Raw genomic sequence first — 21061 nt, 5'->3', positions numbered from 1 at the left:
ATCCAACACTCATTTTTGAATCTACAGGGATTTATTCAAGAGGTATGGTTCGATTTTGCCGAGTCAATCAAATAAATTATATTGAATTAAATCCATTGGAGGCAAAATTCAAAACAAGTTCTTTAAGATCATGGAAAACAGATCAATCTGATGCCCATAAATTAGCCCAATTAGCTCCTAACCTTCAATCCATTAAGCACCAACAAAGCTATTCTGGTATTTTCTTTGAATTACGTGAACGTGCACGATTTCATTTAGAGATGGAAAACGAACAAAATCGCTTGAAAGTAGAAATTGTTGAAGCATTACATCAAACTTTCCCTCAATTAGAAAAATTATTTAAAAACCGTTACTCTCTCATAGCACTTAATATCGCTCAACAATTCCCTCATCCTGACATCGTCTATCAACAAGATTTAGAAACGCTTATTACGAGCATACTCAACTCTACAGATAAAGGTTTATCTATTAAGAAAGCAGAAAACTATGCGAAAGAATTAGTTAAACTTGCACATGAAAGTTATCCTCATGTAGCTAAACATTCTTTTCTAGTTCAAAAAACGAAATTACGCATTCAACAATTAAAAACTTCTATACAACAAATGAGACAATTAGATAAAGAGATGATTCAATTGGCTAAACAACTTGATGCTTTTCAAGCGATTTATTCTATTCCAGGCATTGGAGAACTAACAGCAGCGATGATACTTGGAGAACTAGGAGATGTGACTCAATTCAAATCGAATAAACAATTAAATGCTTATGTAGGTATTGATATCAAACGATATCAATCTGGAGGCACTCAATCCAGAGATACAATTAATAAAAGAGGTAATAAAAAAGCGAGAAGATTATTATTTTGGGTCGTAATGAATATCATTCGGGGGCAGCGACACTATAACAACCATATTATAGATTATTACTATAAATTGAAAAAGCAGCCTAATGAGAAATCTCATAAGACTGCAGTAGTCGCCTGTATCAACCGACTATTAAAAACAATTCATTACCTGATAGTCAATCATAAATTATACGATTATCAAATGGCCCCTCATTAGCCAACCGTACAATCAAATATAGTTTAACACCTTATTTAAAAAAATAAAATTTAAACGGTTGAGTTAAGTATGCTTATTTTATTGTAGAAGCGCTTGACTAATCGTAGGAAATGAGGCTGGGACATAAATCCCAGCCTCTTCAACATCTCGGCAGTAGATGGCTGATTTGAAAACGCGCTTGTATCAAGCTTTTTTCAATTCTAGTCATCCTTGCCGGGGCGGGACAACGAAATCTTCTTATTCAAATTAGATTTCTGTCCCGCTCCCCCTTCGTATAATTGACTCGCTTTCCTATAATGCCGTTTCAGCCTCGGTCTTCGATTAGCACTGCCCCATCTGACACTCTTTGAAGAAACGGATGAATAGGTAAACTTTGAGATTTTGTCGTAAATACTACGAAAATCCCGAAGTTTATGGCTATTTAAACATATTTATATCTCTGGATTCACTTCACACATAGCAAAGTTATTCAACGGACATTAAATAAGGGTAAATAGGCTGTTGTCCATTTTGAATATCAACTTCAATGTCAGGATAGTCCTGCTCAATATAATTGATAACTTCATTCGTTATCGCTTCTTCACTGTCCTGTCCTGTTATGAGTGTAATTATTTCACTCTCTTCAGTTAAAAGGTGACGTATTAAACTTTTAAGAGTTTGCAATAAATCACTAGAGCTAGTAACTATTTTATCTTCCTTTAGTCCTATAAAGTCTTCCTTATAAATTTGGAGTCCATCGATTTGTGTATCTCGCACAGCTTGAGTTATTGACGCAGATGATACAGTAGTTAAAGCCTCTACCATCTCTTCTTTTATTTCGTGTAAATCATTATCATGGTTCACGTGAAATAAAGCTGCTACTCCTTGAGGTATAGATTTTGAAGGAACGACTTCTACGTTAGCATTGACGAGCTCAGCTGCTTGTTCACTTGCCATAATGATGTTCTTATTATTAGGTAATATGATAGCTTCCTTACACTGCGATTGTTCGATTACTCGAGCAATATCTTCAGTAGACGGATTCATTGTTTGTCCACCATGAATAACGTGAGTTGCACCCATCGATTTAAAGATTTCAGTAATACCTTCACCCATTGAAACAACTATGATAGCTCTATCAACAGTTTTGATATCCTCCTCAGACGACTGTCGCTCTTTTTTAACCACTTCACGATGCTGTTCACGCATGTTCTCAACTTTAAGTTTAATTAATTCGCCAAACGTTTGGACATAGTTAAATACATCACCTGGTTTCTCCGTATGAACGTGAACTTTAACTATCTCATCATCATTAACGACAAGTAATGAGTCTCCAAACTGACTCATTTTATCTTTGAAATCTTCTACATCAAACTTCCCGCTCTTTTGTTTAGCATTGAAACGTGCCATCACTTCGGTACAATAGCCATACTTGATATCTTCAGTGTTGATTACACCGTGAAATTCGTGACTCTCTGTAGATAAATCTTCATCGCTTGGTACGCCTTGACGATGTGGTGTGATTTCCTTGCCTTGTATAGCTGCAAAGAATCCTTCAAATATAGTCACTAATCCTTTACCACCGCTATCGACTACTCCTACTTCCTTTAACACCGGTAACAAGTTTGGTGTATTTTCAAGCGAACGATTAGCTTCCTCTAACAATTGTTTGAAAAATTCTTCTAAATGAGTAACTGATTGTTTCAATTGAGTTGCAGCCTTTGCCATATCTTTCGCTACAGTAAGAATAGTTCCTTCAACAGGTTGTATAATTGCTTGATAAGCTGTATCTGCTCCAGCTTGGATAGCATCAGCTAAATTGGAAATATCGATAGTCTCTAAATCTTCTATTTGTTTACAAAATCCTCTAAATATTTGAGATAGGATTACTCCTGAGTTACCTCTAGCTCCCATTAGTAACCCTTTGGAGAAGACTGCACCTACCTCACCTATATGTATATTTCCTTGATTTGCTACAGCTTCCTTCCCAGAACTCATTGTCAGATTCATATTCGTACCGGTATCACCATCTGGTACAGGATATACATTTAGTGAATCAATTAAATCTGCATTATTCGATAAGTTCTGCGCTCCTTGTTGAATCATACGCGCAAACATTTTACCATCTATTTTGCTAACCATGTTCCTTTATCCTCCTATTTAAGTCACTCTACCAATGACTACACCCTTCATTAAATAACTTTAGTCTTTGTAATTCATACTTCGTTAGTAATGTTACTTTGTCTATATATTCATGATAGTTGTATAAATGATACTATTACTCTATTTAAATTTATTTTAACTGCATCTTAACCTCTGAATAACATTTTACTCCCTTAAAACACTCATAATACGGAATTATAACATAAAGTTCAAACCAGTCGAAATAAAACTTCGAAATTAAGCCGTATTTAATTGCTTTGCATACTTAAATATGGTAAATTTTAGAGGTATGTAGTAGTTAAGTGTATTTATATTTATTAAAGGAGGTAGGCTCATGGCTAAACAATGTTACGTAACTGGCCGTAAAGCTTCAACTGGTAACAGACGTTCACACGCTTTAAATTCTACTAAACGTAGATGGAACGCTAACTTACAAAAAGTTAGAATCTTAGTTGATGGCAAACCTAAAAAAGTTTGGGTTTCAGCTCGTGCACTTAAATCTGGTAAAGTTACTAGAGTTTAATAAATATAATGCACAAATAACGTCCAACCTTTATGTGGAAGGTTGGACGTTTTATTTACATTTAGACATTAGAGATTGCTTGTGCAAGCATGGTAATGCCTGAGGTCTATATCTTATAACTTAAACACTGCGTTGAAGAATTAGAAGAGCGAGGCTAACTCCCTATTGAAATAGTGTTTTACTTTATGTAAATAAGCAATGATAAAGAGGGTTTAATGACGCTATTTCAGTTTACACACACTCTATTTTTCTTTTTGAGCGTGGGTAACATGGAAGAGCGAGGCTTACTCTCTTTTGAAGCAGCGATTTTACTTTATGTAAATGAGCAATGATAAAGAGAGTTTAACGACGCTATTTCAGCTTACACACACTCAAAAGGTTCCTAGTCAGAGCTGCGAGAGAGAATAATGCCCCCCCAACAAACCTCGACTTCCCCCACATCACCTTCTAATTCATTTGAGATAGTTAAGGTTGAACCTAATCGAAGCACTTCTTTATTTAAGTTATATTTAAAGTGTGAGAGTGACAATACTGTAGGATACATCACTGGGATAAGTGAGATATAGCGGTATTTCAAGTCTTTCTTCACATAATGTTTGCCCTTGCCTAGATACTGGAGCTCATTTTTATCGTCTATTAATTTAATAGTTATGTTTTGAGCTTTATACTCTGGTTTTTCTAGTATTTGTAGCGCGCCTAAGAAGTGATCTAAGCGTCCTCCAGTTGCGCCGTAAATATTTATTTCTGTGTAACCCGCTTTTATAGATTGGATCACACCTAAAGCTAAATCAGTGTCATCCTTTTCTGACTTATGAGCATCTAGTTCGATATATTCACTAATATATTCCTTTTCTTCTTGAGAAATTGAATCGAAATCTCCCACTGCCATGACTGGTATAATATTCTTTTTTAACAAGAGGAGTGCCCCTATATCGACTCCGCCCCAGGGTTCATTTTTCTTCTCAGTGAATAGATGCTCAGGAAGATTTCTAAGACTACATAATAAATTAATCTGCATCCAATCAACCTTTCAATTGTTTTGCTGCAGTACTATAATCCGCTTGTTGAAAGAAGTAGGACCCAGCTACTAACATGGTAGCACCATATTCTATAACTTTATTAGCTGTATTCTCATTTATTCCGCCATCGACTTCAATTTCATAATTTAGATTTAATTCATTCCTCAAAGTAGCAAGATACTTAACTTTTTCCAAACAAGAATCAATAAAAACTTGGCCTCCAAAGCCTGGATTAACTGTCATAACTAATACATAATCGATGATTGAGAGCAGTGGTTCTATTAAAGAAACTGGCGTTCCTGGATTAATAGCGACTCCAGCTTTAACATCTTTATCCTTGATCTTTTGTATAACGCTATGAATATGGGAAGTTGCTTCTACGTGGACTGAAATCATGTTGGCGCCATAGTTAGCGAAATGCTCTACATAGTGCTCGGGCTCTTCTATCATTAAATGGACATCTATAGGTAAATTTGTGCCTCTGCGAACTGCATTCAGGACCGGTAAACCTACAGATATGTTCGGAACAAATTGGCCATCCATAACGTCAAAATGAAGACCATCCACACCTGCCTCCTCTAATGCGTTTAGTTCTTTATCTAAATATAGGAAGTCAGCAGCTAATAATGAGGGGAATAATTTAGTCATCTTAATATCTTTCCTTTCTTTGAGCCAGCTCCTCATACAATTGTACATAATGATTATATCTCATTTGGCTGATGTCACCATTTTCTACTTTAGCTTTAACGTAACATTGTGGCTCTTTTAAATGCATACAATCTCTGAACTTACAAAGAGCTCCAGCTTCATTAATTTCTCTAAAGTGATGTTTGAGTTGTTCTTTGTCGATATGATCAAAATCTAGAGCACTAAAACCAGGTGTATCAGCTATATAGCCGTTATTGATTGAATATAATTCAACGTGACGCGTTGTATGACGTCCGCGGTTTAGAGCTTTAGATATATGCTGTGTTTCTAGCGATAGTTCGGGATTTAATTGATTTAATAAGGTCGATTTTCCAACTCCAGATTGACCACTCAAGACTATTAATTCCCCTGCTATATCTTTAAATAGTGTTGAAGTCGTATCGTCTTGCCCTTTAGTATTAACCATATAACCAAGTTGATCATAAATCGCTAACTGCTGATTTAATTGCTCATATTCTTCATCGGAAAGCAGATCTACCTTGGTCACTATAATCTGTGGTTTAAGGTGATATGAATGTGCAATAACTAGAAAACGATCAAGCAACTGAGCCGAGAAGTCCGGTGACTTAGCGCTCATCACTATTATTAAGCGATCGATATTACTTACAGGTGGGCGCTTTAGAAAATTCTTGCGCTCATGTATATGATATATGTATCCTTCTTTTTCATTTTCCACTTCAAAATCAACCATATCTCCGACAATTGGAGATAACTTTTTCTTTCTAAATAACCCTCTAGGTTTCGTATTAAATAATTCACCTTTAACATCAACTTGATAGACACCACTCACTAACTTCACTATTCTTCCTGTTCGCATAATCACACATCACCTTCTTCCACTTTTTTATTATTATATCAGAGCTTGTACGATTATTATATTTAACTGATTATAAAAAGGGGTGAAAGAGAACTCCGTATTCCGTAACGAATTCTCCTCCACCTCGTTTTTATCCATTATTTAATTCACGTTTACTTTTTAACGCTTATATAGTATTTAAATTTGTTGCTAGTACAAGTTCAGATGTCCATACACCAGTGCAAAGTGTTTTAGAATTAAGCGTCATCGTAATCTATGTCTTTATCAGCTACGATTTTATTATCTACGCGGACTGTATAACCAGCGTCATGTCCCTTTTCAATCTCAAGTGGTATTGTCACCTCTTTATCACTTGAAATTGAATACGTCTTATAAGGTGAGTCACCAGTATAGTTACTGTCTCGCTTAATAATCTCTACTTTTTGTCGCTTACCATTTTTATCTGAATAAGGTATTTCTACTGTAGCGTCATGCTCTTTAACGCTCTTTTCATCCTCAGAATCTTGAGCTGTGGTACGGCTCTCAGACTTTTTATCCTTTGACTCGTGCTCACTATCTGTATCTTTATTATCGTCATGTTTTTCAGCTTTATCTTCTTTCTTAGCACCTCGAGAAATAATAAGTTGAACCGTTGAACCTTCATCTACCTTTTTATTTTTAGGCGTCTGGGATATGATGTGATTTTTTTCAATTTCATCATCATATTGTTTTTTCGTTATAGTGACATTAAAGCCTTTTTGTTGGAGCTCTTTTGTTGCTTCCTTAACATCATCGCCCTCGTAATCGCCCACTTTAACTTGTTTGACACCTAGCGATTCTGTTAACTTAATATGCGTTCCGTGGATTTTCACTTTCTTTCCTGGTTCGATACTTTGGTCCTCAATATGACCTTTCGCTATATTGCTTTTAGTATAGGCTTGGTCAATCTCTACATCTGTAAAACCTAATTTCTCTAAATGATCTTTCGCTGACTCCTTCGTCATATTAAATAGACTCGGCATTTCGCTCATCTTTGGACCTTTGGAAAGAACTAAGTTTACTTTAGACCCTTGCTTTACACGACTACCAATCTTAGGGTCTGTACGAATGACTTTCCCCTCTTCCACTTTATCGCTGTATTCATGCTGGATTCTTCCTGTTTTTAACTTTTTATTTTTTAACAGACGTTCGGCTTCATTCTGAGTCTTATGGCTTACATCAGGTGCTTCTGAATATTTGTTACCAAACATGCCCCAAATAACAAAACCAATAAGCGCCGCTAAGAGAAGAAGAAAAATGAAAGCCAAGAATATCTTCTTCTTTCTTGAACGCTTTTTAGCTGGTATAGCATAAAATTGACTTTCATCACTTTGAAAGTGTTGGTGGTTTGGTCTATCCTCTGCACTCAAAGAAGACTGGTCATTATCTTGAGTCATGACCTTAGTATCTCGGTTGAAGTTCTCTACTATCTTATCAGTTTGAATAGGCACCGTTTTAGTTTGGGTATTATCAGTATGATACACCTCTTCATTTTGACGTGTTTGATTTAAACATGAATTTAAATCTTCCCTCATTGCTTCAATAGTTGGATACCTATCATTTTTATTTTTTTCTGTTGCTCTAAGAACAACGTTACTCAATGATTGCGGTATTTCTTCGCGCTGTTCAGTGGGATTAGGTACGGAAGATTGAATGTGTTGTAAAGCTACACTAATCGCTGTTTCACCAGTAAATGGTGGCTTGCCTAGAAGCATTTCATAAAGCACGATACCAATTGAATAAATATCCGTCGCTTTATCTGTACGCTCGCCTCTAGCTTGCTCAGGCGATAAATATTGTACCGTCCCAAGCACGCTATTAGTTTCAGTCTTAGCCGTTTCGCTAAGCGCTTTCGCTATACCGAAATCCAATATTTTAAGCTTCTTATCTTTAGTTATTAAAATGTTGTGCGGTTTGATATCTCTATGGACAATTTGGTGAGCATGAGCATGTTCGATGCCTTCTAAAATTTGATGAGTAAAGTTGATTATTGTAGGCACATCAAGGGGATGGTGCGCTCTGATGAAATCATTTAACGTAGGCCCCTCTAAATACTCCATGACGATGTAGAAGTTATCATCTTCACCCTCATCGATATCGTACACATCTACTATATTCGGATGTGAAAGCTGCGTTAAATTATGCACTTCTTTTTGAAAGCGTTGCAGTATTTCTTCCTTTTCACCCGCGGAGACAGCAATCGCTTTCACTGCAACTGAGCGATTTAATATCGTATCTTCTGCTAAATAGACAGTGCTCATACCACCGCCACCTAGCTTTTTTGTTATCCGATACCTCTCATTAACGTAGTGACCCATCATACCTTATCACCGTCGATTTCAGCTATGATAAAGCTGACATTATCCTTTGACCCATGTTGTTGAGATAAAGCTAACAAAGCTTTTCCATGAGAATTTAAGCCATCGTTATCAGCTAATTGAGCTTGTATTTCATGATTGCGTACGTAATCTGTTAAACCATCTGTACACAATACTAGGTAGTCGAAGAATTTAATCTTTTTAGTAAAAAGATCAGGTGTAACGCGTCGATCAGTCCCCATTACCTTCGTGATGATATTACGTTGAGGATGATGGAAAGCTTCTTCCTCAGAAATTTGTCCTGACATCACTAAGTGATTGACAAACGAATGATCACTGGTGATTTGATCAGTTTCTCGACTATTGAATAAATAAGCTCTTGAATCACCGATATTCGCTACAATGATATGGTTATCATAGATCATAGCGCAAACACAGGTCGTACCCATCCCATGATACGCGCTGTGTGCTTCAGCATGTTCATACAAATCGCGGTTAACTTGTTTCAATGTAGTATTAAGCCACGTTTCAGCTTGATCAGGTTCGATATAGTTCTCTTCCTCAAAACGTGTCCTTAACGCTTCAGTTACGAATTGACTAGCTACTTCCCCTGCTTGATGACCTCCCATACCGTCACAGATGACTAATAGTTGTTGCTCCGTTTTGTTGTAGAAGATACCACCTGCATCTTCGTTCTTCTCACGATATTGTCCAGCGTCAGTAAATAATTCTGCATTAAGCATGAGCATCTACCTCGTTTCTACTTGACGTTCTTTTGCTCTTAGTTGACCACAAGCAGCATCTATATCTGAACCTTGTTCACGTCGTATAGTTGCGTTGATACCTAGTCGTTTTAATTCTTTTTCAAATTTAAATATATCTTCTTTAGGTGTTCTGACATAATTTCTTTCTGGCACATGATTGACTGGGATTAAATTGACATGACACTTTAAATGTTTGATTAAATCAGCAAGTTCTCTCGCATGTTCGACTTGATCATTGACGCCACCAAACAAGCCATACTCAAACGTAACACGTCTATTTGTCTTTTCTTGATAGTAATCAATAGAGTCCATCAGTTTCTGCACATCATAGGCGCGGTTGATAGGCATGAGCCGCGAACGAATTTCATTGTTAGCTCCATGTAAACTTACAGCGAAATTAATTTGAATGTCTTCTTCAGCAAAATCATAGATACGTGGAATGATACCGGATGTTGATACGGTAATATGACGAGCCCCAATATTTAAACTTCTGTCATGATTGACTATATAAAGAAAATCCATCATTTCATCATAGTTCTCAAAGGGTTCACCAATACCCATGATAACAATTTGAGATACACGCTCATCTGTCTGATCTAAAGCCTTTTGAACTGTCAACACTTGCGCTACTATTTCTCCTGATTCTAAATTACGGTTTAAACCACCAATTGAAGAAGCGCAAAATGTACAACCGATACGACACCCCACTTGAGTTGTCACACAGACGGAATTTCCATACTCGTGACGCATTAACACCGTTTCGATTGTGTAACCATCCTGTAGCTGAAATAAAAATTTAATCGTACCATCACGACTTTCCTGTTTCACTACGGTAGAAAGGGTGGTAATCGCAAAGTTATCTTCTAACAACTCTCGCAATTCCTTGGATAAGTTAGACATTTGGTCAAAACGGTCAACGCGTTTTTCATATAACCACTGATAAATTTGTTGCGCTCTAAACTTTTGTTGTCCATGTTCTACTAGCCAATCCTGTAATTCATCGAACTTCAGTGAATAAATAGATTGCTTTTCAAAGTTAGGAAGAAACTTATTTTTTTTCTTCTTCTTTTCAGTAATCATTTTAACTATCCTTTCTTCTAATACGTGTTATAAAAAATCCATCTGAATTAAAGTCTTGGGGTAGTATTTGAAGTGTTTTAACCTTCTGATGAGTTCTCGGGTCTTCAATAGGGTCAAATTCAAAGTCTTTATTTTGCTTCAGAAATGTATAAATAACATTCTCATTTTCCAATTGCTCTATCGTACATGTAGAATAAACTAATTTACCACCAGGTTTTAAATGAGATTTAACATTATTAAGAATCTCTAGTTGTAAATCTACTAAAGTATTTATTCTTACTTGTGATTGTTCATACTTTATCTCTGGTTTATGTCTCAGCACACCTAATCCACTGCACGGCGCGTCAACTAAAATTCTATCGTACGTACCTTGATAAGATTGAGTAGCGTCATGTTGCAGGGCATCAATATTATCTAATCCTAATTTAGCTATATTGTGTTCAATCAAGTTTATTTTATGCTCATGAATGTCCGTGGCAGTCACTTTACCTGTATGATTTAATAATTCCGCAATATGACAAGCTTTTCCACCAGGAGCACTACATGTATCTAGCACTCGGTTATCATTTTCTAGATCAAGATAACGTGCTACAAACATAGAGCTTTTATCTTGAATTGAAACCAACCCATCGGTAAAGACTGGTTCTTGAATGATAGAACCGCCTACTACGTGTAGACATTCTGGGATATCTTGATCAAGCTTTACTTGAAAGCCTCTTTCATTCAATAGCTTTGAGACACGTTCGACAGTTGTTTTAGCTGTATTCACCCTCACGGTCTGCCCAGGGTTTTCCAACATCGCTTGCGCTATACGTTCAGTCGTTGCAAAGCCGTGGTGTGTAACCCAATGTTTCACAATCCATAGCGGCACACTGTACGTTACCGAAAGACGCTTGTTGTCATCTTTAATATCTTCGAGAGACGAGAGGCCCGTACGTGTCATAGTTCTTAAGATACCATTAACTATCTTACTTTGATGATGTCCTCCATGTCTCTTTGCTATTTCAACTGCCTCATTGATAACTGCATGAGCAGGTATCTTATCTAAGTAATAAAGTTGATAAATACTCATCCATAACAGTATACGTACCCAGCGTTTCACTTTAGTTTTCAAGAAAGGTTTCAGGTGATACTCAAGGGTGAGTTTGCGCTTTAGTGTGCCATAAACAAGTTCAGTGAACAAACTTTTATCTCTCACAGATAGATCATATTGATTCAATACTTGATTGATAGCGAGGTTGCTATAGGCCTTGTTATTTAGAACATGCTCTAACGTGTTAAAAGTTAAATTTCTTACCGACACATCTTTGGTCATACAAGCACCTTGCCTACAAGTTGTACTTGTACACCACTTAGAAAGTTAGCGACTGACATACGTTTCTTACCAGCCAGCTGAATTTCGGTCAAAGCAATTGCATCTTCTGAACCAGTACCTACTATTAATGCTTTTTTAGTGGTCTCGACGATTTCTCCAGGTTGCCCATTTACACCTTCTACTATTTCGGCAGCAAATAATTTCATATTTGCACTATCTAAAGTCGTATAAGCCACTGGCCAAGGCGAAAGTCCTCGGATGTGATTGTAGATTGTTCGAGCGTCGCTATTCCAATTCACGCGCTCATCTTCTCTAGAAATATTAGAGGCAAAGGTAGCTTTATTCTCATCTTGAGGTATGCTGTCATTAATACCTTTAATGATGTCTGGCAAGGTAGATTGCAATAATTCTGCCCCTAGAAAACTCAATTTATCGTGTAAGCTTCCCACGTTATCTTTATCCTCGATAGTTATCGCTTTTTGAGAGATAATATTTCCCGCATCTAATTTATTAACCATATACATAATACTAATACCTGTTTCTTTCTCTCCATCAATGATCGCTTGGTGAATAGGAGCGCCTCCACGGTATTTAGGTAGTAAGGATGCATGTACATTGATTGCCCCTAGTTTAGGAGCGTCCAATAGCGACTGTGGCAATATCTGACCATAAGCTGCTGTAACTATCAAATCGGAATTTAACCCTATGAGCTCTTCTAAATCTTCGGAACTAGACAGTTTTTCCGGTTGGTAAACGGGAAGACCAGCTGCTTGAGCCACTTTTTTAACAGGTGGGGGCGTTAACTTACGTTTGCGTCCCACTGGTCGGTCTGGTTGTGTGACTACAGCGATAACATCATGTTCTGATATTAACATTTCAAGAACATGGGTTGAAAAATCAGGTGTTCCCATAAATATGATTCTACTCATCTTCAAAATACGCCTCCATTTCTGTTTCAGTTAATTCTCTTTCAATTAAATCGGTAAACCAGATACCATTGAAATGATCTACCATATGTAAGATCATTCTTGCGATATCATCGCAGGCGGTCATCTCTACTTCTCGTCCTCGTTTATCATTACTTTTTAGTACAATCATTTGAGGGCGTAGGACATAACCATACACATCTGGCTTGCTAATTGAGCCTTCTAACTCGTTTAATACCTGTTCGGACGTACGAATAATAGACGGATTGATCAGTTGAAGCAGGCCATCTTGTTCCATATCAATAATTGCGACCTGTTTAGATATACCAATTTGTTGCGCACATATTGCAGAAGCACCAACGTCATACATCGTATCCTCTAAATCGAGTAATAATTCTTCCACTTCTTGATTAAACTCCGTCACAGGTTGTGCAGGCTCATTGAGAATAGGATGACCTGCTGATATGAGGTGTTTGACCGACATACATACTTCTCCTTATAAAATATCATTAAGTAATTATAACTTATTTAGTGAAAAATTGCGATGGTTCTCTCTCATGTCATTAAGAGTTAGGGACATAACGTTAAGGACTTGAGCAGAACCGAACGCTGAGTGAAATCGTTACCAATGTTGACGAGTCGTGAGTGTTCCCGTCGACAATCCTGCTTTTGAGTCGGTGTTAATCGGTTTCGGAGAGTACAGAAAACTTATGTCGTAACCTCAGCTGTGTTAATATTGAAGTCGAATTGCAACAATTTAGGGGAGCGGGACAGAAATCTTTTTAGTCAAATTAGATTTCTGTCCCGCTCCCATTTTTTCTAAAATTAAGGCGATCTTCTAGATCACATCATCATTTGCGGATTAACATCAATTTTTAACGATAACTTGTCCTTTAAATACAAGTCATGATAGTAATCATCTAAATATTGTAACGCTCGGTATAAATCTGGTTCACTTTTGTACTTTATAAGAACTTGGAAACGGAAGGCATTGTTTATTCTAGTTAAAGGCGCAGGTGATGGTCCCAATACCAACGCCTTGTCCGAGAGATGGTTGAGGAGAACCTGATGTACATGTTTTGAAGCTTCTAATACTTTCTTCATATTTTCATGGGATATAGTAAAGTTAATGAGAAAATAGTACGGAGGGTATTTTCCCATCTTACGATAATTCATTTCTTTATGATAAAAAGTTTCATAATCGTTCTGTTGAACATCTTGAATGGCGTAGTGATCAGGGTTGTAAGTCTGAATAATAACTCGCCCTTCTTTCTCGTGACGACCTGCTCGGCCTGCAACTTGTGTTAAAAGTTGATAGGTCCTCTCACTCGATCTGAAATCAGGAAGATTAAGCATCGTATCAGCGTTAAGCACACCGACCAAAGTGATGTTCGGGAAATCGAGACCCTTAGCTATCATTTGAGTTCCTAATAAAATATCGCCTTTTCCTTTACCAAAATCATTTAGTAATTTTTCATGAGCACCCTTACGGGAAGTGGTATCTACGTCCATCCTAATGATGTTGGCATCTTCAAATTCTCGTTGCAACAGTTCTTCCACGCGTTGAGTTCCAGTACCAACTTGTCTAATATGTTCACTTTCACAATTTGGGCAAAGAACGGGTGGTCTCTCTTGATAACCACAGTAATGACACTTTAATTGGTCATTCGCTTTGTGATATGTTAGAGAAATATCACAATGAGGACATTGAGGTACGTGACCACAGTCGCGGCATAAGATAAAGGACGCATAGCCTCTTCTATTTAAGAACAACACGATCTGTTCTTTATTCTCAAGACGTGTTTGAATAGCTTCACGCAATTCATTTGAAAACATAGAACGATTACCTGTTCCTAATTCCTCACGCATATCAACTATATCAATATGGGGCAACGCTTGATTATTAACTCTATTTGGGAGGCTTAATAATTCATATACACCTTTACTTGCCCTCGCGTATGACTCAAGGGAAGGCGTCGCACTACCGAGGATGAGGGGACATTGATGATACCTACTACGCCATTCGGCTACATCACGCGCATGATAACGTGGATAATCCTCTTGTTTATAAGAGGATTCATGCTCCTCGTCGATAATAATAATCCCTAAATCTTTGAATGGTGCAAACACACTAGAGCGTGCACCTACACTCACACGTGCTCGACCATCACGGATCTTTTGCCATTCATCATACCTTTCCCCTTTAGATAATCCTGAATGAAGCACAGCTACTTCATCGCCAAAGCGTCTCTTAAAGCGCACAACCATTTGAGGCGTTAAAGCTATTTCAGGCACGAGCATCATTGCTTGTCGATCTACTTCTAGTACGCGTTCTATAGTTTGTAGATATACCTCTGTCTTACCTGAACCTGTGACACCGTGTAATAAATAAGTATTATAATCGCGGTTATCAATACTCTTCACAATTTGATTATAAGCTTGTTGCTGATCTTCAGTTAAATCGCGCTTGCGTTCCTTTTCAAAAACCCGTGTATCAAAAGGATCTCTTTCTACTACCGCATCGTATTTTTCAATCAAACCATTCCGCGTAAGGGTATTAATACTTGAAATGGAAAAATCCATTTCTTGTAATTCTTTCAATGTAACTACTCTATGACGTTCATCGCTTAAATAAGCATATAAATCATATTGCTTAGGTTTACCTTCTAATTCGGTTAAAACTGTATCAACATCATACAGTTCTGAAACTTTTACAGCACGTTGCGTTTTTTTACCTACATTTTGCGATAATAATGTTTCTTCAGTAATTTCTCCGCTTGATAAGAAGGGAATAATGTCATTCAAATCATTATTTTTTTGAGCCATTTTATACTCATAGTTACCTTTGCTGTCGAAACGGTTCACTAGCTTTGGAGGGACGTTCTCTTTACTGTTTAACTTAAATATTTTAGTGTACTTAGCCTTTAAAGCAGCTGGCAACATAACTTCTAACATTGAAATTCGTTTAGTCACATGATACTTACCGTACCATTTGCTTAGTTCAATAAGCTCAGTCGTAAGTTCTGGCTTGATGTCTCTAACTTCTATTACTTCTTTTAATTTAGACATATCTAAATCACTATTCGCTTGATCCGTAAGTTCCATTACATATCCTTGAATGGTTCTTGAACCAAACGGAACGACCACGCGCATACCCACCTGAATCATACGCTCTAAATTTCGAGGGACGAGGTAATCAAAGTTATAATCTACGTTTTTAGATGGTACGTCTACAATAACTTTCGCGATCATTTAACCCCACCTATTCTCTAATTCATCAATTATCTTCTTAGCTAAATTAACTTTAGATTCTCTGCCCAGCGGCACTACCGTTTCATCTTTAAAGTACATCGTATAATCATTGTTATCAGAGCTAAACCCTATCGTGCGATCACCAACATTATTAGCTATGATGACATCAGTATTCTTACGCTTTAATTTATCTAAAGCATACTGTTCAATATCTCTCGTTTCTGCAGCAAACCCTACTAAATATTGATGTGTCTTATGCTCGCCGAGGTACTTTAAGATATCCTGCGTACGTTTAAAAGTGACACTTAATTCGCCTTCTTGTTTCTTTAATTTATGGGGCAGCATTTCAGCAGGTGTATAATCTGAAACAGCAGCTGCTTTAAATACGATATCGGATTGCTCAAACTGACTCTGTACTGCCTCAAACATTTCATGAGCACTTTCGACTTGAATTACCTTGACGTCCTTAGGCGGTTGCAAAGCGGTTGGTCCTGATACGAGAGTAACTTCGGCTCCACGCGATTGAAGTGTTTCAGCCAACGCATAACCTATTTTACCTGAAGAACGATTAGATAAATAGCGGACAGGGTCTAGCTCTTCTATCGTAGGACCAGCAGTAATTAAGGCCTTCTTTCCATTAAAAGTGCTCTGTTCGTAAGATGCTTCTTTAGCCTCTTCACTAAAGTAAGAATTTATACGTTGAAGTATCTGCAGAGGTTCTTCCATACGGCCTTTCGCTACATAACCACAAGCTAGGAAACCATCCCCAGGCTCAATAAAGTGATAACCATCTTCCTTAAGCACTTCTATATTTCGTTGTGTTCTATTATTCTCATACATATGAACATTCATGGCTGGAGCTATAAATTTAGGAGTTGTCGTAGCTAGGAGTGTCGAAGTTACCACGTCATCTGCTATACCCACACTTAACTTAGCGATCGTATTAGCAGTCGCTGGAGCTACAATAATGACGTCCGCCCAATCTCCTAACGCTACATGCTGAATCTCGTTAGGATTTTCTTCTAAAAAAGTGTTAGTGTACACGGGGTTGCGACTGATTGCTTGGAAAGCCAAAGGTGTTACAAACTCTTGAGCGTTGTCAGTTAACATAACTCTAACATCATACTCTGCTTGTGTGAGCTTGCTAGTTAAATCAATCGCTTTATATGCCGCAATGCCCCCGGTTACAGCTAGCAGTACATTCTTCATTATACTTATCCTCCGTAATACTTATTATAATGTCGTCAATTTACTTTTCATTATACATTAAATCTAATTTGAAAGAAAAAGGAAGTGAGAGGAATCAATATGTAATACACATTAGAATTCCTAAGCTCACTTCCTTATTCAAATCATCTTAATATTTGCGGATTAATCACGAATTTCAGTTTAACTTACCGTCTTATACTCCTACATTCATGACCGAACAGATTGAAATTGATATTTTTTAATAAATCATTTCTTATATATACAGCTGCTGACTGAACATATAAAGCTCTGCAATAGTAGCAGGAATGGATCTTACAAATAAAATGATACGTAACATAATGTCTAACTCATATCATGTCTCATCTTGCTGGATTTACTACTGCTAAAAGATCAGCGCTTAGTTTGGGGCTGAGAGATACCAATAGTAAATCGTCTTAAAAGGCTCATATTGTACCACTGAACATCTACGACATTCCATAGGTCGGGACATAAGCGTTTAGGATTTGAGGAGGGGGCCCCAACAAAAAGAAACTGGTAAACCAGTTTCTACAAGCACAGCGAGTTGGGGTGGGGCCCCAACAAAGAGAAACTGGGACTTAATGTAATGTATCAACTTCTTTCAGCATCTTGGCAGTAGATGACTGATTTGAAAATGCGCTTGTATCAAGCTTTTTTCAATTCTAGTCATCCTTGCCGGGGCGGGACTACGAAATCTTTTTGTTCAAATTAGATTTCTGTCCCGCTCCCAACAAGCACAGCGAGTTGGGGTGGCCTTATAAAAGCGAAGCCGGAGGCTGGAACATAAAGGTCTTTGACTAGAGAGAAAGAGGCTGGGACATAATGTAATGTCTCAGCCTTTTTCAGCGTCTTGGCAGTAGATGACTGATTTGAAAATGCGCTTGTATCAAGCTTTTTTCAATTCTAGTCATCCTTGCCGGGGCGGGACTACGAAATCTTTTTAGTCAAATTAGATTTCTGTCCCGCTCCATGAGCACAGAAACTTATATCGCAACCTGCTAGTTGGTAGACGTTCACAGGCTAACATGGCTAAAAACGCTGCCTGACATGATAAGAATCAACATTGGTAAATCTTTAAGCTGTCATCTTCTAAAATGTTAATGACCTACTGCGGCAAAAGCTAAATCCTCTCATAAGAGCTCTCTAACGATTTGATGTTAAACTCTTGCCATTACATAACACAAATTATTTGTGGTCGCCTACTCCATCAGGATAAACATTTCCACCGGCAATTTCTTCTAAAGCTTTGCCCACTGTCTTAACAGACTTATAGTTATCTAATAAAGTGTTCTCAGGTTTATCTTCTAACTCTCTCGCACGTTTAGCTGCGGTAGTTGCAATTAGATATTTAGAACGAACTTGGTTAGTTAAATCGTTTAAAGCTGGATATAACATTACTTTTTTGCCTCCAATATCATTTTTCTATATTTAGCTTCAATTCGTTCACGCTTTAAGTGTTCTGCATCAACAATTGACTGAATACGTTGCTTAGCTAATTCAACTTCGTCATTGACCACGACGTAGTCGTATAAATTCATCATCTCTACCTCGTTGCGCGCTTCATTCACTCGACTTTGAATCTTTTCATCGCTTTCTGTCCCGCGTCCAACCAATCTTTCGCGCAAATGTTCCAAGCTAGGCGGCGCTAAAAAGATGAATAAAGCATCAGGAAATTTCTTGCGCACCTGCTTAGCGCCTTCTACTTCAATTTCTAAGAACACGTCGTAACCCTCTTCCATCGTGTCCTTGACGTATTGCGTAGGTGTTCCGTAATAATTACCGACATATTCAGCATACTCAATAAATTGGTCTTGTTTAATTAATTCCTCAAATTCCTTACGTGATTTAAAGAAATAATCCACCCCATCAAGCTCACCTTCACGCATTTGACGTGTAGTCATCGAAATAGAGTATTTATATGATGTAGAAGGATCTTCAAATATCTTCTTCCTCACTGTCCCTTTACCTACACCTGAGGGTCCAGAAAGAACAATTAGCAAACCTTTCTCATTATCCATGATAGACGACCTTTCTATCTATTCTTCTATTATTACAATATGATACCATACCGACCATTTAGTTGTATAGCTTCAATCGTAAATCAAGCACAATGACCAATCCTACCACTCATGTTACAATAAGAGAACTGAATTTATAGAAAGTGGTTGATTTAAATGGCATACGATGGACTTTTTACTAAAAAAATGGTAGAAGAATTACAATTTTTAATTAATGGGAGAATCCATAAAATAAACCAACCTGAGAATGACACGATCATCATGATCATACGTCAACAGCGTAAGAACCATCAGTTACTATTATCTATCCATCCTAGCTTTTCAAGAATGCACATCACCGAGAAAAAGTACGACAATCCTTTCGACCCGCCTATGTTTGCTAGAGTCTTTCGGAAACATCTTGAGGGAGGCTTTGTTAAAGAGATCAATCAAATCGGTAACGATCGACGTGTTGAAATTGAAATAGAGAGTAGAAATGAAATTGGAGATACTATTCACCGCACCGTCATCCTCGAAATCATGGGTAAACATAGCAACCTTATTCTTGTGGACTCTGAACGGAACATCATAGAAGGATTTAAACATTTAACTCCAAACACAAATCAGTACAGAACGGTTATGCCTGGATTTAAATATGAGACACCTCCAGCACAGGATAAAATTAACCCATATGAAGTAGAAGCTGAGGAAGTTAACCAATATATTGATTTCAATAGCGGTAACATCGCTCGCCAATTACTTAACACATTTGAAGGCTTCAGTCCATTAGCAACAAATGAAATTACACTTAGACGTCAATTTATGACTACGAAAACCCTTCCCCAAGCTTTTGAAGAATTTATAACTGATACTATGGCAAACAATACCCCGGTCTTTCATAAAAACCACCAAACTGGTAAAGAAGATTTTTACTTTATGAAACTAGAGCAATTTCACGATGACATCATCGTCTATGATTCTCTTCATCAACTACTTGATCGTTATTATGAAGCGCGTGGTGAGCGAGAACGCGTCAAACAGCGTGCCAATGATTTAGTGAAGTTTGTGCAACAACAATTGCAGAAAAACCAACATAAACTCAGTAAATTGATCGATGAGTCTGAAAGCGCAAAAGACAAAGAAACTCAGCAACTATATGGTGAACTTATCACAGCGAACATTTACCGCATCCATCAAGGTGACGACTCAATTATCACACTTAATTATTACTCAGGTGAAGAGGTTAAGATACCACTTGACCCTACCCTATCTCCATCTGAAAATGCTCAGTATTATTACAAACAGTATAATCGACTCAAGCGCCGCGAACATGAACTAACACACCAAATTCAATTAACTAAAGCTAACATTTTCTATTTCGAGAACATTGAACAACAACTCTCACACATTACAGTGGATGATATTGAAGAGATTCGTGAAGAGCTAAGAGAGCAAGGCTATTTAAAACAACGTAAACCATCCAAGAAAAAGAAAAAAGCTCAAATTCAATTACAAACTTATACATCTACAGATGGGGATACTATTCTAGTAGGTAAAAATAATAAACAGAACGATTATTTAACGAATAAAAAGGCAGCAAAAAATCACTTATGGTTTCACACTAAAGATATTCCTGGCTCACACGTTGTTATCTTAAACGACTCACCTAGTGAGGAGACAATTAAAGAAGCGGCTATGTTAGCTGGGTATTTCTCTAAAGCGGGTAACTCTAGTCAAATACCAGTTGATTATACTCGAATTAAACACGTACACAAACCTTCTGGTGCGAAACCAGGCTTTGTAACCTATGATAGCCAACGGACGTTATATGCAACTCCAGATTACGACCATATCAAGAAGATGTTTCAGACCCAATCTAACGCTTAGATACAACAAT

Annotated in this window: 18 protein-coding genes; 4 read left to right on the top strand and 14 right to left on the bottom strand. The window is 37.4% G+C overall.

Annotated elements, in window-relative coordinates; genetic code table 11:
- On the top strand, positions 1–1058 hold a 1058-nt coding region (locus N9R04_RS03525; RefSeq protein ID WP_444544740.1), incomplete at its 5' end, for an IS110 family RNA-guided transposase.
- A gap of 465 nt (positions 1059–1523) precedes the next feature.
- On the opposite strand, the gene fakA is transcribed toward N9R04_RS03525, so the two are convergent.
- Positions 1524–3179, bottom strand: a complete 1656-nt coding sequence (gene fakA / locus N9R04_RS03520; RefSeq protein WP_262855132.1) for a DAK2 domain-containing protein — start codon at positions 3177–3179, stop codon at positions 1524–1526.
- 355 nt (positions 3180–3534) lie between these two features.
- On the opposite strand from fakA, the gene rpmB reads away from it, so the two are divergent.
- Positions 3535–3723 (top strand): 50S ribosomal protein L28, encoded by a 189-nt coding sequence (gene rpmB / locus N9R04_RS03515; RefSeq protein ID WP_262855130.1) that lies wholly within the window; start codon positions 3535–3537, stop codon positions 3721–3723.
- A gap of 382 nt (positions 3724–4105) precedes the next feature.
- Here the strand turns inward: rpmB and N9R04_RS03510 are convergent, their stop codons facing one another.
- The 11 genes from N9R04_RS03510 to coaBC form a co-directional block, all read right to left on the bottom strand.
- On the bottom strand, positions 4106–4741 hold the full coding sequence (locus tag N9R04_RS03510) for a thiamine diphosphokinase (RefSeq protein WP_262855129.1): 636 nt from the start codon (positions 4739–4741) through the stop codon (positions 4106–4108).
- A 4-nt stretch (positions 4742–4745) separates the two neighbouring features.
- Entirely contained in the window at positions 4746–5390 is a 645-nt protein-coding gene (gene rpe, locus N9R04_RS03505) for a ribulose-phosphate 3-epimerase (RefSeq protein ID WP_262855128.1), read from the bottom strand.
- Position 5391: 1 nt separating this feature from the next.
- Positions 5392–6267, bottom strand: coding sequence for a ribosome small subunit-dependent GTPase A (rsgA, locus tag N9R04_RS03500; protein WP_262855127.1), 876 nt, complete (start codon positions 6265–6267; stop codon positions 5392–5394).
- Between the two features lie 236 nt (positions 6268–6503).
- The gene (gene pknB, locus N9R04_RS03495) at positions 6504–8606 is read right to left on the bottom strand and encodes a Stk1 family PASTA domain-containing Ser/Thr kinase (RefSeq protein ID WP_262855125.1); all 2103 of its coding nucleotides are present in this window, start codon (positions 8604–8606) and stop codon (positions 6504–6506) included.
- On the bottom strand, positions 8603–9346 hold the full coding sequence (locus N9R04_RS03490; RefSeq protein WP_262855124.1) for a Stp1/IreP family PP2C-type Ser/Thr phosphatase: 744 nt from the start codon (positions 9344–9346) through the stop codon (positions 8603–8605). Before N9R04_RS03490 ends, pknB begins: the two co-directional genes overlap by 4 nt.
- A gap of 6 nt (positions 9347–9352) precedes the next feature.
- Entirely contained in the window at positions 9353–10447 is a 1095-nt protein-coding gene (gene rlmN, locus N9R04_RS03485; RefSeq protein WP_262855123.1) for a dual-specificity RNA methyltransferase RlmN, read from the bottom strand.
- Position 10448: 1 nt separating this feature from the next.
- Complete coding sequence (rsmB, locus tag N9R04_RS03480; RefSeq protein ID WP_262855121.1) at positions 10449–11762, bottom strand: 16S rRNA (cytosine(967)-C(5))-methyltransferase RsmB; 1314 nt, start codon at positions 11760–11762, stop codon at positions 10449–10451.
- On the bottom strand, positions 11759–12691 hold the full coding sequence (gene fmt / locus N9R04_RS03475; RefSeq protein ID WP_262855120.1) for a methionyl-tRNA formyltransferase: 933 nt from the start codon (positions 12689–12691) through the stop codon (positions 11759–11761). Before fmt ends, rsmB begins: the two co-directional genes overlap by 4 nt.
- Positions 12684–13172 carry a peptide deformylase gene (locus tag N9R04_RS03470; protein WP_262855118.1) on the bottom strand — a complete coding sequence of 163 codons (489 nt, stop codon included), beginning with the start codon at positions 13170–13172 and terminating at the stop codon, positions 12684–12686. Before N9R04_RS03470 ends, fmt begins: the two co-directional genes overlap by 8 nt.
- A gap of 359 nt (positions 13173–13531) precedes the next feature.
- Positions 13532–15940 (bottom strand): primosomal protein N', encoded by a 2409-nt coding sequence (priA, locus tag N9R04_RS03465; protein WP_262855117.1) that lies wholly within the window; start codon positions 15938–15940, stop codon positions 13532–13534.
- The gene (gene coaBC, locus N9R04_RS03460) at positions 15941–17149 is read right to left on the bottom strand and encodes a bifunctional phosphopantothenoylcysteine decarboxylase/phosphopantothenate--cysteine ligase CoaBC (protein WP_262855116.1); all 1209 of its coding nucleotides are present in this window, start codon (positions 17147–17149) and stop codon (positions 15941–15943) included.
- A gap of 690 nt (positions 17150–17839) precedes the next feature.
- Between coaBC and N9R04_RS03455 the strand changes: the two genes are divergently transcribed.
- Complete coding sequence (locus N9R04_RS03455) at positions 17840–17968, top strand: hypothetical protein (RefSeq protein WP_262855115.1); 129 nt, start codon at positions 17840–17842, stop codon at positions 17966–17968.
- A 384-nt stretch (positions 17969–18352) separates the two neighbouring features.
- On the opposite strand, the gene rpoZ is transcribed toward N9R04_RS03455, so the two are convergent.
- Together rpoZ and gmk are read right to left on the bottom strand one after the other, a co-directional pair.
- Entirely contained in the window at positions 18353–18562 is a 210-nt protein-coding gene (gene rpoZ, locus N9R04_RS03450) for a DNA-directed RNA polymerase subunit omega (protein ID WP_262855114.1), read from the bottom strand.
- Positions 18562–19185: a guanylate kinase gene (gmk, locus tag N9R04_RS03445; RefSeq protein WP_262855113.1), complete on the bottom strand. Its 624-nt coding sequence runs from the start codon at positions 19183–19185 to the stop codon at positions 18562–18564. The genes rpoZ and gmk overlap by 1 nt, the downstream gene beginning before the upstream one ends.
- A gap of 156 nt (positions 19186–19341) precedes the next feature.
- Between gmk and N9R04_RS03440 the strand changes: the two genes are divergently transcribed.
- Entirely contained in the window at positions 19342–21051 is a 1710-nt protein-coding gene (locus tag N9R04_RS03440) for an Rqc2 family fibronectin-binding protein (RefSeq protein WP_262855111.1), read from the top strand.
- The last annotated feature ends 10 nt before the right edge of the window (positions 21052–21061 follow it).

Origin of the sequence: Staphylococcus marylandisciuri (assembly GCF_025519785.1) — a bacterium.
Lineage (GTDB): Bacteria > Bacillota > Bacilli > Staphylococcales > Staphylococcaceae > Staphylococcus > Staphylococcus marylandisciuri.
The sequence above is the reverse complement of the archived record's forward strand: the minus strand, read 5'-3'. Positions and strand labels throughout refer to the sequence as shown.

What these genes read in the sequence shown, in the direction of transcription:
- gmk (WP_262855113.1), bottom strand. Translation starts at nt 19,185, where the DNA reads ATGGATAATGAGAAAGGTTTGCTAATTGTTCTTTCTGGACCCTCAGGT.
- rpmB (WP_262855130.1), top strand. Translation starts at nt 3,535, where the DNA reads ATGGCTAAACAATGTTACGTAACTGGCCGTAAAGCTTCAACTGGTAAC.
- rpe (WP_262855128.1), bottom strand. Translation starts at nt 5,390, where the DNA reads ATGACTAAATTATTCCCCTCATTATTAGCTGCTGACTTCCTATATTTA.
- fakA (WP_262855132.1), bottom strand. Translation starts at nt 3,179, where the DNA reads ATGGTTAGCAAAATAGATGGTAAAATGTTTGCGCGTATGATTCAACAA.
- rlmN (WP_262855123.1), bottom strand. Translation starts at nt 10,447, where the DNA reads ATGATTACTGAAAAGAAGAAGAAAAAAAATAAGTTTCTTCCTAACTTT.
- N9R04_RS03510 (WP_262855129.1), bottom strand. Translation starts at nt 4,741, where the DNA reads ATGCAGATTAATTTATTATGTAGTCTTAGAAATCTTCCTGAGCATCTA.
- rsgA (WP_262855127.1), bottom strand. Translation starts at nt 6,267, where the DNA reads ATGCGAACAGGAAGAATAGTGAAGTTAGTGAGTGGTGTCTATCAAGTT.
- rpoZ (WP_262855114.1), bottom strand. Translation starts at nt 18,562, where the DNA reads ATGTTATATCCAGCTTTAAACGATTTAACTAACCAAGTTCGTTCTAAA.
- coaBC (WP_262855116.1), bottom strand. Translation starts at nt 17,149, where the DNA reads ATGAAGAATGTACTGCTAGCTGTAACCGGGGGCATTGCGGCATATAAA.
- N9R04_RS03470 (WP_262855118.1), bottom strand. Translation starts at nt 13,172, where the DNA reads ATGTCGGTCAAACACCTCATATCAGCAGGTCATCCTATTCTCAATGAG.
- N9R04_RS03440 (WP_262855111.1), top strand. Translation starts at nt 19,342, where the DNA reads ATGGCATACGATGGACTTTTTACTAAAAAAATGGTAGAAGAATTACAA.
- rsmB (WP_262855121.1), bottom strand. Translation starts at nt 11,762, where the DNA reads ATGACCAAAGATGTGTCGGTAAGAAATTTAACTTTTAACACGTTAGAG.
- fmt (WP_262855120.1), bottom strand. Translation starts at nt 12,691, where the DNA reads ATGAGTAGAATCATATTTATGGGAACACCTGATTTTTCAACCCATGTT.
- priA (WP_262855117.1), bottom strand. Translation starts at nt 15,940, where the DNA reads ATGATCGCGAAAGTTATTGTAGACGTACCATCTAAAAACGTAGATTAT.
- N9R04_RS03490 (WP_262855124.1), bottom strand. Translation starts at nt 9,346, where the DNA reads ATGCTTAATGCAGAATTATTTACTGACGCTGGACAATATCGTGAGAAG.
- pknB (WP_262855125.1), bottom strand. Translation starts at nt 8,606, where the DNA reads ATGATGGGTCACTACGTTAATGAGAGGTATCGGATAACAAAAAAGCTA.